Here is a 13,075-nt window from a genome sequence, read left to right as displayed (position 1 = left end):
GTGCATGTTAATAGATGACGTTTCAAATCAGTTCTCCTCCCAAAAATTGCAGATTCGCGCCCGTGCACGCGGCTCATCGCTCCATCTTCTCCCGGATTTCCATGAGGACGGCCATGGCCATCTTCATGTCGTTGAACACGGTGTTTGGCGACACACCCAGCCTTCTGGCGATCTCGGGATAGGCAAGGCCTTCCAGCCGGTTGAGGCACCAGGCCGAACGGGCGCGCGGTGGAAGCGTCAGCAGCGCACGATTGAAGGCCTTGACCAGGTCGCGCTGGATGGCCTGATCTTCGATGCTCGGCTGGGGATCGGCGACAACGACGGTATCGGCCGCCTGGAATTCCCGCTCCTCATGCAGGGCCCGCACCTTGCGCCGGCGAAGATGATCGAGGGCGAGATTGCGAGCAGTCTGCCAGAGAAAGGCCTCGATATTGCCAGGCGTGCCCTGGTCGAGCGCCCGACGCGCTCTCAGATAGGCGTCGTGCGTCAACTCCTCGGCCTCGGCCGCATCGCGCACGATCCGCAGGATCGCCCGGTAGAGCGACTGCCGCATGCCGAGAAACGCGTCGTCCAGCCTCTGCGTATCGCCGGTCATGATGATCCCTTGCCGAAGGACACGAGCGACCACGCCAGCCTCAGCCAAGCGCGCAATGGCTCCGCCAGGGCCGGCATCTCCGTCATTCGACCTCGCGTTCCGGCCTGGCGACCGCGCCAAGCGGCAGTTTGGTCAGGACGGCGATATTTTCAGTGCGGAATATATGCTTCGCATGAGCGACAAGCCTTTGCGCCGTGACCCGCTCGCCAAGCCCTTGCATGCGCCGCAAATATCCGGCATCGCCATAGCGGCGATGGCTGAGAGCAAGGCGGCGCAGCCAGGTGTTGGGATCGGTCAGACGACTTCCTTCAGCAAAGGCGATGTCCGAGCGGATCTTCTCCACATCCGCCTGTCTGGCAATCTCCGGCATGCGATCGAGTACGGCAAATGCGGCTTGCGTCAGTTCCTCCGTGCGTTCCGGCGCGCAGTAAAAGGCGAGCGTGCCGAGAACACGGTCCTGGTCGGGATCGGCCTCCAGCTCGAATTCGAGGCTGTAGATGCCACCGAGAACATTGCGCAGTTCCTTCTTCAGGTTCTGCTGGGCAATCGGCGTCAGCGTTGAGATGACGAAGCTTGCCTCCGGCGTCCAGTCGAGCCCGGCGAAGAAGGAAATCTCGACACGTGCGCGATCGTCGGAGAAGACTTCGACCTGTGCCGCATGCCGCCCGGCCCTTTGCAGGGCAACCTGCGTCTTCATCGAGGCCGCACGCGGGACGGCGCCGATCACGGAGGCGAAGCTGTCGCGGATCTCAGAGCCGGGCTCGGGGCCGACGGCATACCAGGTCACCGTTTGTTGAAAGTGGGTGCGGGCGATGTGGCTCAACTCTTCCGCATCCACCTGCCTCAGGTCCTGCAACGTATCGACCGCACCTGCTTCGCCGTAAAGCAGTTTGGTGCGCTGTGCGGCAAGCTCATCCGGCCGTTGGTCGTTCATCTGCGCATGCAGGGCCTCGACGGCTTCCGGCCTTACGCCGCCGAAAGCAATATTTGCGGCATAGGCCTCAAGGCGGGCCGGGAGATCGGCCGGGGCCGCAGCGATGCCAGCGTCGAGATCGCCTTCCTTGAGCGCGATGCTCCACTGCTGCGTATGCTCCTTTGCCCAGAGATCGTGTTCGGACTGGCTCCAGAAGGTGAAGCCACTCTGATCAAAAAGCTGGACCGCCGCCTGGGAGGCCGAGCTTGGAAAAAGGCTGTTGAGGTATCCCGGGCGCGATTGGCCCGAGAGATAAACCTTGCCATCCGGCGTATCCCGCACCAGCCAGACCACCACGTCCCCGTTTGACAGCGTCCATTCGATGACATCGGGATTTCCGGAGCGGCGCTCGGCGGAGATGCGGCCCGATCTGGCTACCTGTCGATCGGCTGGCCATACGGGTGCGGCGGTCGCAATCTCAGGTTCTGGTGTCCGTGGCTGGCGTGGCGGAAGGTCAGCCATGGCCGCCCAGCGCGCGCGTTCCGCTTCCACGGTGGCAACCGTCGGCAGCGTCACCGAAACGCCGCCCGGCACCTGGTAGAACAGGACCTGATCCTCGGCTGCCAGCATCTCCCGCAGGCGCTTATTGAGACCCTCGAACGTGATGCGATCGAGGAGAGCGGCCGTGCGGGTCGTGCGGGTTGCGGGATCATCGACGACCGAGCCGGTCAGAACCGCAGAGGCGATCCGGTCCTCCCATTCCGCATAGGTTCGGTTCTCGGCTGCTTTTCTGTTGTTCTCGTTGATGGCGCGGGCGCGCATCATCAGGCTTTCAAACCCGTCGCGCGCCACACCGTCACGCCGCAGCCGTTCGAGTGTTTCCATCAGCACAGGTATAGCTGCTGCGTGGTTGTCGGTGCGGGCGTTGAACGCGAGGATCAGCCGCTCCTCGGTCGTTTCCTGCGCCGCAAAGCCAAGGCTGTCAGTGACCGTCGCATGATGCGGTGCCTCCGCCTGCACCGCGTCGCGGATCAACCGCGTCAGGAAATACTGCTGCAGATAGGCGATCTGTCCCGCATCCGTCAGCCGGTTCGGCATGGGCAGCCGCAGGGCATAGGTTACCTGCGAACTCGAGCCCTGCTCGTCCTGCACCAGGTTGACGTTGAGACCCTGCTTCAGGGGCAAAATACGGTAGTCGCGCTCCGGTGCGGGCAGCCTCGGTGCAGGACCGAAAGCCCTCTCAATGGCATCACGTGCTGCTTCCTTGTCAATGCGGCCGGAGACGATCAGCGTCATGTTGGAGGCGCGATAGAAGCTTTCATAAAAGCTGCGGATCTCCTCGATCGAGGTGCGCGATATGCCGGCATGGGTGCCGATTGTCGGCCGGTCTACGTAACGCGACCCCGTGCGCAGGGCGGCCTTCTTCAGGCGGCTCACCCGGTCGGCGACGCTTACCGTCTGGCGCAGTTCCTCAAGGATGACGAAGCGTTCCTTCTCCCAGTCTTCCACCTCCAGTGCCGGCTTCATCACCAGATCGGCCATGAACTGCAGCGATCCCGCAAGATCAAGCGCGTCATCAGGGCGTGTGCGCAGCATGAACTGTGTCTCCGCCTCCCGCGTCACCGCATTAATCTCGACGCCGGTTCGCCAGCCGAGCGCCTCGATCTCCTCGTGCATGGAGCGTCCACGAGCCTCGTTCCTCTGGAAAACCATATGTTCGAGGATATGGGCAATGCCGCTCGGCACCGGCTCGTCCACCGAACCGGCATGCACGATCAGGCGGATATTGAAGGGGTCCGCCTCCTTGCCGCTGTCATGGAGGAAGTAGCGCAGGCCGTTGTCGAGCGTCCCGGTCGCAATGCGCGGGTCCCAACCGGGGTCTTGTGCGGCCGAAGGGCCAGAAAGGCAAAACAGCGAGAGGACCGCAATGAAGATCAGGCGCATGTGAAGTTCCAAACAAGGGGGATCGGATCGTCGCAAGACGCGACCGCCTCCAAAAGATGAATGGAACTATCAACTATAACAATTGATCACAAGTGCTGTGTTCGGAGCTTCCCAAGGGGGCATTCGATGGAAACAGCGGAGCCCGCCCCCCTCCGCAAGGGTCAGGGTTGATCTTGCGGCGGATTGGCCGAAGGAACGGACGTATTGCCTTCGGTGCGGTCGCGGTGCAGCGCCGCTCTCGCCAGCAGGATGAGAGTGACCGGGGTCGTCAGCGTGACGAAGACACCGATGAGGATCTCGTGCAGGACGGCGCGCGAGCCGACGATCGAGAAATAGAGGATCGAGGCCAGCATGATCGCACCGGTGCCCCAACTCGTGCCGAGGGTTGGCGCGTGGATCCGCTGATAGAAGGTTGGCAGGCGCAAAAGCCCGATGGCACCGAGCAGCGTCAGGCCCGAGCCGAGCAGAAGCAGCACGGACACGCCGATGACGACCCAGAGCGGAAGATCGGCGACTGGCATGGTCATTCGATTACCTCACCGCGCATGAGGAACTTGGCCAGCGCCACGGTTGCCACGAAACCCAACAGGCTGATCACCAGTGCCGCCTCGAAATAGACCGTGCGGCCACTGCCGATCCCGAAGGTAACAAGCATCAGCATGGCGATCACATAACATGCATCGAGGGCGAGGATGCGGTCCTGGGCACGTGGGCCGATGAAGATGCGTACGGCCGCGATAATCAGGGCGAGCCCGAGCAGCACCTTGGCAATCGAGACGGCGGTGAAAAGAATGATGGCGCTCATTCGATAATCTCCAGCAACAGGCGTTCGTAGCGATGCTTGATGTTAGCGACCCACTGCTCCTCGTCGATCAGGTCGAGAACGTGGATCAGGACGGTCTTCCGGCGCTCGTCATAGGCGAGCCAGGCAGAGCCCGGCGTGCTGGTCAGGATGACGGCCATGATGGCAAGGGCGGTGGGGTGCTCGATTTCGAGCGGCACCGTGATGAAGCCCGATGTCTGTTTTCGGCGCTTGCCGCTGAGCATCAGCAGGGCGACGGCAGCATTCGAGCGGATGATGTCGACGAAGACGATCAGGAAGAGCTTGGGCAGCAGATACCACTTCTTTATCTTCGGCTTGTCGGGTCTGAGCGATGCCATGGCCCAACCGCCGAAGATCGCCACGACAGAACCAAGGACCAGATGTCCGAGGGTAAAGTCATTGAGCAGCAGCCACATTAGAAGCAGCGCCAGGCTGAGAAGTGGATGAGGGATCATGGCGCGCTCCCTCCCTCACCTGCTGTCGTGCCGGAAGAGCTTTGATCCTTCACCACATGGGCATTGCGCACAGCATCCACATAGGCGGACGGGTTGGAGAGTGTCCGGATCGTCGTGTCCATATAGGTCATCGCCGGTCCTGCCTTCACGGTCAGGCCGAGCGTGAGCGAGAGCATCACGGGAACGAGTTCCACCACGAGCACCCGCGGCACGGCCCCTTCGATCGATCCCCAGAAGGTGCGTATGCCCGCACGGGTCATGGAGATCAGGGCCGCGACTCCTGAGAGAATGACCAGCACGATCAGGGTCCAGACGGCAAGATCGGGCGTCGTCCCGATCGAGCCCGTGCCCATCATGGCGGACAGCATGGCGAACTTGGCGATGAAGCCCGACAGCGGCGGCAGGCCGGCAAGCAAAATGCCGCAGGCCGCAAAGCAGATGCCGAGGATAGCCATGGTCCCGGGCATGGTCGTGCCCTCGCCGTCCTCCATGTCCGCCTCCTCGCCGTCGCCATAGGCCTCCATGGTGACGGCAAGGACGTTGGCGCCCGCATCCTGTCCGCGCTCCACCAGTTCGATCAGCATGAAAAAGGCGCTGATCGTCAGGGTGGAACTCACGAGATAAAGCAGGGCACCGGAGGAGACGACACCGTCATTGATGCCGAGCACCATCAAAAGCGTGCCGGAGGAAACGAGGACCGAATAGCCGGCGAGACGCCCCAGAGCCTGGGATGCGAGAACGCCGATGGTTCCGAAGACGAGCGTCGCCATGCCGCCGAGCAGCAGGACCTCCGCCCCGAAGCCGGCCGATGGACCATCACCGAACAGCAGCATGGTCAGGCGCAGGATGACGTAGATGCCGACCTTGCTGAGGATGGCGAACATGCCCGCCACCGGGGCTGAAGCCGCGCTGTAAGCGGACGGCAGCCAGAAACAGAGCGGCCACATGCCGACCTTGATCAGGAAGGCGACGCCGAGCACAGCAGCGCCAGCCTCCATCAGGATCAGGCGATCCGGCTCCATGTCCGGCATGCGCAGGGCAAGGTCGGCCATGTTCAGCGTGCCGGCGGTTCCATAGACAAGGCTGACCCCGATCAGGAAGAAGAGCGCTGCGACAAGGTTGACGGCGATGTAGTGGAGCCCGGACTTGACGCGCAGCGTGCCCGTGCCGTGCAACAGCAACCCATAGGAGGCGGCCAGCATGACTTCGAAGAAGACGAAGAGATTGAAGAGGTCCCCGGTCAGCAGCGCGCCGTTGACGCCAACCAGCAGAAGCTGGAACAGGGTGTGGAAATGGGCTCCGACGGCGTGCCACCTGGCCATGGAGAAGACCAGTGCGGCGATGGCGAGGACAGCGGTCAACAACAGCATCATCGCCGAAAGCCCGTCAATGACGAGCACGACGCCGAAGGGGGCCGCCCAATTTCCGAGCAGATAGACGTTTTCGAAACTGTTCGGTCCGCTCTCGACAATGAAGAGAACGAGGGCGTTCGCGAGCAGCAGAACCGTCGCCGTCAGGCTGACCAGCGCCTTGGTCGTCCTGTTGCGTTCGTCGATGAACAGTAGGATCGCTGCCGTCATCATCGGCAAGAGGATCGGCGTGACGATGAGATGGTGGCTCCAGTCGATCACGGCTTCTCGTTCCTCCCGTCGACATGGTCGTTGCCGGTCAGTCCGCGAGCGGCGAGCAGCACGACAAGGAAGAGAGCCGTGGTGGCAAAGCCGATGACGATGGCGGTCAGCACCAGGGCCTGGGGCACGGGGTCGCTCAGCGTCGTCGACACCACGCCGTTCTCCAGGATAGGCGGCATGTTGCTCTTCACCCCGCCAACGCCGAAGATGAAGAGGTTCACTGCGTAGGACAGCAGCGACAGTCCAATGATCACCTGATAGGTCCGCGGACGCAGGATGAGCCAGACACCACAGGTGGTCATCAGTCCGATGGCGAGCGACAGGATGAGTTCCATCAGCGCTTCTCCCCCTTGGCTTCAAGTGCCCTCAGGCGGTTGATGCGGATCGACTGGTGGGCAAGCGCCGTCAGGATCAGCACGGTCGCGCCGACCACCAGCGAAAAGACCCCGAGATCAAAGAGAAGCGCGGAGGCCGCCGGCACCTGGCCGATCAGGGGGATTTCCAGATAGCGGAAATGCGAGGTAAGGAAGGGATAACCGAGGAGCCATGCCCCGATCCCCGTTGCCGATGCAGTGAGGATGCCGGCTCCCATCCAGCGCAACGGCAGGATGCGGATGCGATCTTCCGCCCAGCGCGTGCCGCCCGCCAGATATTGCAGCAGGAAGGCGATCGACAGGGTGAGGCCGGCCGAGAAGCCGCCGCCGGGCATGTCGTGACCGCGCATGAAGAGATAGACGGAAAGCGTGATAATGACCGGAAACAGCCACTGCATCAGCACCGAAGGCACGAGCAGATAGTCGCGCATCATGTCGCCCGGCGACCGTTCCGGCTGGTCTGCATCGAAGCGGTTTTGGCGTACCTGCTGTTCCGGCAGTTCCATGCTGTCATCAGCCGGACGGAAACGGCGCAGCAGGCCATAGACGGTCAGGCCGACGATGCCGAGGACGGCGATTTCACCGAAGGTGTCGAAGGCGCGGAAGTCAACGAGGATGACGTTGACGACATTGCGTCCGCCGCCTTCCGTATAGGCGTTCTCAAGGAAGTAGGTGGCAATCGCATCCGGCACCGGCATGGTCATCACCGTGAAGGCAACGACCGACATGCCAATGCCGCAGGCGATCGCCAGTGAAAGATCGCGGAAACGCCGGAACCGGCTTTTCAGGGTCATGACCTCGCCTCGGTCGGGGCTGCGCTTCGGCAACCAGCGCAAGCCGAGAAGGATCAGGACCGTTGTGACGATCTCCACCAGCAACTGGGTGATCGCAAGGTCAGGCGCGGATAGCCAGACGAAGGTCATGCAGACGATCAGCCCCACCCCGCCGAGCATGATGAGGGCTGCCAGACGATGGTACTTGGCAGAAACCGCGGCGCCGATGGCGAGCGCCATGCCGACCAGCCAGAGAAGGCCAAAAGCCGGATCGATGGCGGAAAAGACGATCGGCCTGCGTTCGAAACCCGAGAAATAGAGTGGCAGGGCTGCCGCGACGAAGCCGCTGACCACGATCCAGCGGAGCTGCGGCTGCAGATTGCGGGTGCCGAGCCGGCTTTCCGCGAGGCGCGCCCAGCGCCACGAGACGGTGACCAGGACCCGTTCGAAAAGGCGCTGGCCACGCAGACGACGGAGATAGGGCGGCCCATCCTCGCAACGTGACAGGTAGTCCCGCATCACCACATAGAGACCGATGCCGCCGAGAAGGGCGATCAGGCTCATGAGCAGCGGCACGTTGATGCCGTGCCAGACGCTGAGGCTGTATTCTCCGGGGTCTGGTCACCCAGCACACTCTCAACGGCCGTCTGCAGGAACGGGCCGATGGAAATCGCGGGCACGATGCCGACGATGAGGCAGACCACCACGAGGATCTCGATGGGAACGCGCATCCAGCGCGGCGGCTCATGCGGGGTCTTTATGGGCAAGTCCTTCGGCAGCGGGCCGAAGAAGACCGTGTGGATGAAGCGAAGCGAGTAGACGACGCTGAAGAGGCCAGCCAGCGTTGCGACATAGGGCAGGATCACATCGAGCCAGGAATCCGCGTGGGTCTCGACAGCTTCGGCAAAGAACATTTCCTTCGACAGGAAGCCATTGAGAAGGGGCACGCCGGCCATGGCGGCGCTGGCGACCATGGCGAGCGTGGCCGTTGCCGGCATGAAGCGATAGAGGCCGCTCAGCCGCTGCATGTCACGCGTGCCCGTCTCGTGATCGATGATCCCGGCCGCCATGAAGAGGGAGGCCTTGAAGGTTGCGTGGTTGAGCATGTGGAAGATCGCCGCCACCGTCGACAACGGACTTCCGAGGCTGAGGAGCGTCGTGATCAGGCCGAGATGGCTGATCGTCGAATAGGCGAGCAAACCCTTGAGATCACGCTGGAACATCGCCAGGAAGGCGCCGAGCAGCATGGTCGAGATGCCTGCAAGGCCGACGAGAATGAACCATTCATAGGTCCCTGACAGCACCGGCCAGAAGCGCACCAGCAGGAAGACACCCGCCTTCACCATGGTCGCGGAATGCAGGAAGGCGGAGACCGGCGTCGGGGCTGCCATCGCATTGGGCAGCCAGAAATGGAACGGGAACTGGGCGCTCTTGGTCAAGGCACCGAGCAGGATGAAGATCAGCGTCGGCAGATAGAGCGGATGTTCGCGCACCAGCTGGCCTGAAGCCAGGATCTTGTCGAGATCGTAGCTGCCGACGATCTTGCCGAGGAGGAGCATGCCGATCAGCAGGCAGAAACCGCCGATACCGGTGATCGTCAGTGCCATGCGCGCCCCGTCGCGGGCTGCGGCATTCGTGTGCCAGTAACTGATCAGCAGGAAGGAGAAGATGCTGGTCAGTTCCCAGAAGATCGAGAGCAGGATGACATTGCCCGAGACGATGATGCCGAGCATCGCCCCCATGAAGGCCAGCAGGAAGGAGAAGAAGCGCGGGATGGGGTCATCCTTGCCCATGTAGTAGCGGGCATAGAGGATGACGAGAAAGCCGATCGACGTGACCAGCATGGAGAAGATCCAGGCGAAGCCATCAAGCCGCAGGGAGAAATTTAGCCCGACTTGCGGCAGCCACTCGGCCGTGAACCGCAGAACGCCGTTCTGCATCACGAACGGGTAGGCCGAAGCCGTCAGGATCAGGGTCAGGAGCGTCGTTGCCCCTGCAACGAAGACCGGAAGATCACGGGACGTCGTGTTGAGGATGAAAGCCGAGCCAAGACTGCCGAGGAACGGAAGAACCAGCAGCAGAAGCAAAAGACTCGAAGCGTCCAGCGTTATCCCAAATCCATATCCCCCGAAGAAATCTGCTCGGGTGACACAAAGCGCAGACTGGAAAACCCGCTGCAGTCACCCTAAATGGTCAATATCCACTTATATGGTCAGTTATGAACATGGTTCAATCCGCTCAGGACACTGTTTTTTCACCTGCTCTCTGTCGTGCGGCCCGTGGGTATCTGGACTGGACGCAGGAGGAACTGGCGTTGCAGTCGCTTGTCTCCCGCAGCACCATCCGCGACTACGAAGGCCAGCGCCATGGTGCGCACCGATCGACCGAGGCGCAGCTCAAACTGGCCTTCGAGAAGGCAGGTCTGCGCTTCACCAACGACAATGGTTTTCCGGGCATCTTCTGCTCTTCTCCGCGGGAAGGCTAGTTGAGGCGGGCTCGAAACGTGCCCGCCTCGAGCTTTTATCACGCGGGCTGTTCCTGCAGCGGCTCCCGATTGCGGATCTTTCTGCGGTTTCGCCAGTCCCCGAGGAAGAGCAGGATCGGCGCGGCAATGAACACCGAAGACGACGCCGCGATAAAGATCCCGAAGACCATCGGCACGGCAAAGCTCTCGACCGCACTGCCACCCCAGACTGCCATAGGCAGCATGGCGAGGAAGGCTGTGGCGGAGGTGTAGAGGCTTCGGGCCAGCGTCTCGTTGATCGAAAGATTGATCAGGTCTCGGAACGGCATTGCCTTGTAGAGACGCATGTTCTCACGCATTCGGTCATAGACCACCACCTTGTCGTTGACGGAGTAGCCGACCAGCGTCAGCAATGCCGCGATCGCCGTCAGATTGAAGTCGAGCCCTGTGAGAGCGAAAAAGCCGATCGTCTTGGTCACGTCGAGGATCAGGGTCGCGATCGCACCGACGGCGAACGGCCAGTCGAAGCGCACCCAGATGTAGACGAGCATCGCCAGCGACGCGAGGATGACCGACGTCAGTCCTGCCGCTGCCAGTTCGCCGCTGACCTTGGGGCCAACCACCTCGGTCCGCTCGATCCTGGCCGAGGTGTCGATCGCCTGGATCGCCTCGCGGACCTTTGTGACCGCGTCGGTCTGGGCCTGCTCTCCCCCCGGCTGCCGCTCGAGGCGCAGCATGACGTGATTGCTGTCACCGAACTCCTGCAAGGCGACTTCCCCGAGGTTCAATCCCTCGATCCCGGAGCGGAGACGACCTAGATCGGCGGGCCCGGTTGTCGACAGTTCAAGTTGGATGCCGCCCTTGAAATCGACGCCGTAGTTGAGGCCGGGCGTGATGAACAGGATGATCGACGAGATCGACAGGAATGCCGAAACACCGATACCGAACAGGCGCGCCTTCATGAAGTCGATCCTGGTGCCGTCCTTGATCAGCTTGAACGGCAACAGCGGCTTGATCGTGATCGTCTTCAGTTTCCAGCGGCGAGCGATGGCAGTCATGGCAACACGGACGACGGAGACGGCGGTGAACATCGAGATTGCGATGCCGAGGCCCATGGTGACGGCAAAGCCCCGCACCGGACCCGAGCCGAACCAGAACAGGAGCACGGTTGCGATCAGGGCCGTGACATTGCTGTCGATGATCGTCGAATAGGCCTTGGCGAAGCCCTGGTCGATGGCCGCGAAGGCCCCTCGCCCCTTGGCCGCCTCCTCGCGGATGCGTTCGTTGATCAAGACGTTCGCGTCGACCGCAAGACCGATGCCGAGCACGATCCCGGCGATACCGGGCAAGGTGAGCGTCGCCCCCACGATAGTCAGCCCTGCAAAGGTGAGGATGACGTTCAGGGTCAGAGCGAGCACGGCCAGCAGGCCCCAGGCGCCGTAGAGCGCGACGATGAAGGCAACGACCAGGCCGAAACCGGCAAGACCCGATACGATGCCCATTTCGATCGCGTCGCCACCGAGGTCGGCGCCGACGGTGCGTTCTTCGATAACGGTGAGCTTGGCGGGGAGCGCACCGGCGCGCAAGAGTGCCGCGAGCGTATTGGCCTCATCGACCGAAAAGTCCCCGGAGATCTGTCCCGCTCCACCTGTGATCGGCTCAAGGATGACCGGCGCGCTCAGGACCTTGTCGTCGAGCACGATGGCGAAGGGACGGCCGACATTGTCGCTCGTGATGCGGGCAAAGCGTTCCGCGCCGACGCCATCGAAGCGGAATGACACCACCGGCTGGCCGCCCTGCTGGTCGAACTGGACGCGCGCATCGGTAAGCCTGTCACCGGCCAGCAGCACCGTTGCCTGCACCGGATAGCTGCGACCTTCGTCATCCCTCAGCGTCTCGACGCCGGCGGCACCCGGCTCGCCGAGCAGATGAAAGCTCATCTTCGCGGTCGTGCCGAGAAGCGCCCGCAGCCGTGACGGATCCTGCTCTCCCGGAAGCTGGACGAGAACACGGTCGCCACCGACACGCTGGATGGTGGGTTCGGCCACGCCGACCTGATCGACACGCTGGCGGATGACTTCGAGGCTCTGGTCGACGGCATGGCCGAGGCGCGCCGTGATACCCTGTTCGGTTGGCGCCATGCGCACCGTGTCGCCGCCGGTTGTGAAGACATCAAGCTCCGGCAGGCCGGTTCCGGTCACTGTGATGGCAGGGTTGTTGAGCACCGAAAGCGCCTGTCTTGCCGCAGCAAGCTGGGCGGGGTCGGCCAGCGTGGCAGCAAGGGCATCGCCGTCACGGCGGATGCCGCGCGTCTGGATCCGGGCTTCGAGCAAGGCGGTACGCGCTTCCTGGGTGAGGCTCTGAAGCCATTCATCGACCATGGCAGGACGATCCACCTCCAGAACGAGATGGGATCCGCCGCGCAGATCGAGGCCGAGAGAGACGCGCTCATGGGGCATGAAGGAAGGAAAGCGGGACAGAGTTGCGTCGGAGAGCACGTTTGGCAGAGCCACGAGCAGGCCGAGCACGATGACGAGCATATAGCCCATCACCTTGGCGATAGAGTTCTTCATCTGATAATCCAGCATTCTGCGACCGCTGCTTGACGAGCAGTGGCGCAAGCGGTTCGAGCCATCACGGAGATGGCGGCAAAACGGTCAGGCGAGGGGCTGGATCGTCGGGGGTGCGCGCGACCGATAGGCCAGCGGCGAATGAAAGAGAGCGCGGTCGGAAAGGATCCGTTGGGCCAGATCACCGTGCCGGCGTGTCCAGACGGCGTGGATCTCCGGGGCAACAAAGCCATCACCCGCTTCGCCCGGCCTCAGCTTCGGTCGCGAGGACCGTTCGGATGCGCTGAGATAGCGGGTGTCACTGGTGGCGCCGGCAACCAGTTGTCCGGCATCCGAGCTGGTCAGGACGCTTGCGCTGGAAGATCAGTGGTGAAGACGACCAAAAGCATCGCCGCCGAACACCAGGAGCAGCGAGGCAAACAGACTTGCAATGACGGCTTTCAGGTGCGCGCGCTGCCGAAGCGGCGTGTGATGCCTCAAGTCTTGATCGTCCATGACCATCCTTCCGAGGACGGATGTGGCACATCCGAAAG

At 62.5% G+C, this 13,075-nt stretch carries 10 protein-coding genes and 1 pseudogene; 1 reads left to right on the top strand and 10 read right to left on the bottom strand.

Going from position 1 to position 13,075, the window contains the following annotated elements; genetic code table 11:
* Positions 1 to 73: 73 nt before the first annotated feature.
* The 8 genes and pseudogenes from GH983_RS02030 to GH983_RS01995 all read right to left on the bottom strand — a co-directional run bounded on the left by GH983_RS02030 (position 74) and on the right by GH983_RS01995 (position 9,619).
* Positions 74 to 595 (bottom strand): RNA polymerase sigma factor, encoded by a 522-nt coding sequence (locus tag GH983_RS02030; RefSeq protein ID WP_153761473.1) that lies wholly within the window; start codon positions 593 to 595, stop codon positions 74 to 76.
* 82 nt (positions 596 to 677) lie between these two features.
* Complete coding sequence (locus GH983_RS02025; protein WP_153761472.1) at positions 678 to 3,452, bottom strand: M16 family metallopeptidase; 2,775 nt, start codon at positions 3,450 to 3,452, stop codon at positions 678 to 680.
* 161 nt (positions 3,453 to 3,613) lie between these two features.
* On the bottom strand, positions 3,614 to 3,979 hold the full coding sequence (gene mnhG / locus GH983_RS02020) for a monovalent cation/H(+) antiporter subunit G (protein ID WP_153761471.1): 366 nt from the start codon (positions 3,977 to 3,979) through the stop codon (positions 3,614 to 3,616).
* A complete protein-coding gene (locus GH983_RS02015; protein ID WP_054150750.1) occupies positions 3,976 to 4,257 on the bottom strand; it encodes a K+/H+ antiporter subunit F in 282 nt (93 codons plus the stop codon). Before GH983_RS02015 ends, mnhG begins: the two co-directional genes overlap by 4 nt.
* Positions 4,254 to 4,730, bottom strand: a complete 477-nt coding sequence (locus GH983_RS02010) for a Na+/H+ antiporter subunit E (protein ID WP_054150751.1) — start codon at positions 4,728 to 4,730, stop codon at positions 4,254 to 4,256. The genes GH983_RS02015 and GH983_RS02010 overlap by 4 nt, the downstream gene beginning before the upstream one ends.
* On the bottom strand, positions 4,727 to 6,361 hold the full coding sequence (locus tag GH983_RS02005) for a monovalent cation/H+ antiporter subunit D (RefSeq protein WP_153761470.1): 1,635 nt from the start codon (positions 6,359 to 6,361) through the stop codon (positions 4,727 to 4,729). The genes GH983_RS02010 and GH983_RS02005 overlap by 4 nt, the downstream gene beginning before the upstream one ends.
* Complete coding sequence (locus GH983_RS02000; RefSeq protein WP_054150753.1) at positions 6,358 to 6,696, bottom strand: Na+/H+ antiporter subunit C; 339 nt, start codon at positions 6,694 to 6,696, stop codon at positions 6,358 to 6,360. Before GH983_RS02000 ends, GH983_RS02005 begins: the two co-directional genes overlap by 4 nt.
* Positions 6,696 to 9,619 (bottom strand): annotated as a pseudogene (locus tag GH983_RS01995) (monovalent cation/H+ antiporter subunit A). Before GH983_RS01995 ends, GH983_RS02000 begins: the two are co-directional and overlap by 1 nt.
* 203 nt (positions 9,620 to 9,822) lie before the next feature.
* Between GH983_RS01995 and GH983_RS01990 the strand changes: the two are divergent.
* The gene (locus GH983_RS01990; protein WP_371418405.1) at positions 9,823 to 9,993 is read left to right on the top strand and encodes a hypothetical protein; all 171 of its coding nucleotides are present in this window, start codon (positions 9,823 to 9,825) and stop codon (positions 9,991 to 9,993) included.
* Between the two features lie 38 nt (positions 9,994 to 10,031).
* Here the strand turns inward: GH983_RS01990 and secD are convergent, their stop codons facing one another.
* Both secD and GH983_RS24440 read right to left on the bottom strand, forming a co-directional pair.
* The gene (secD, locus tag GH983_RS01985) at positions 10,032 to 12,545 is read right to left on the bottom strand and encodes a protein translocase subunit SecD (protein WP_153761469.1); all 2,514 of its coding nucleotides are present in this window, start codon (positions 12,543 to 12,545) and stop codon (positions 10,032 to 10,034) included.
* A 360-nt stretch (positions 12,546 to 12,905) separates the two neighbouring features.
* Positions 12,906 to 13,037 (bottom strand): hypothetical protein, encoded by a 132-nt coding sequence (locus tag GH983_RS24440; RefSeq protein WP_256367277.1) that lies wholly within the window; start codon positions 13,035 to 13,037, stop codon positions 12,906 to 12,908.
* Positions 13,038 to 13,075 lie beyond the last annotated feature (38 nt).

The organism is Agrobacterium sp. MA01 (genome assembly GCF_009650195.1).
In the GTDB taxonomy this organism is placed as follows: domain Bacteria; phylum Pseudomonadota; class Alphaproteobacteria; order Rhizobiales; family Rhizobiaceae; genus Allorhizobium.
The sequence above is the reverse complement of the archived record's forward strand: the minus strand, read 5'-3'. Positions and strand labels throughout refer to the sequence as shown.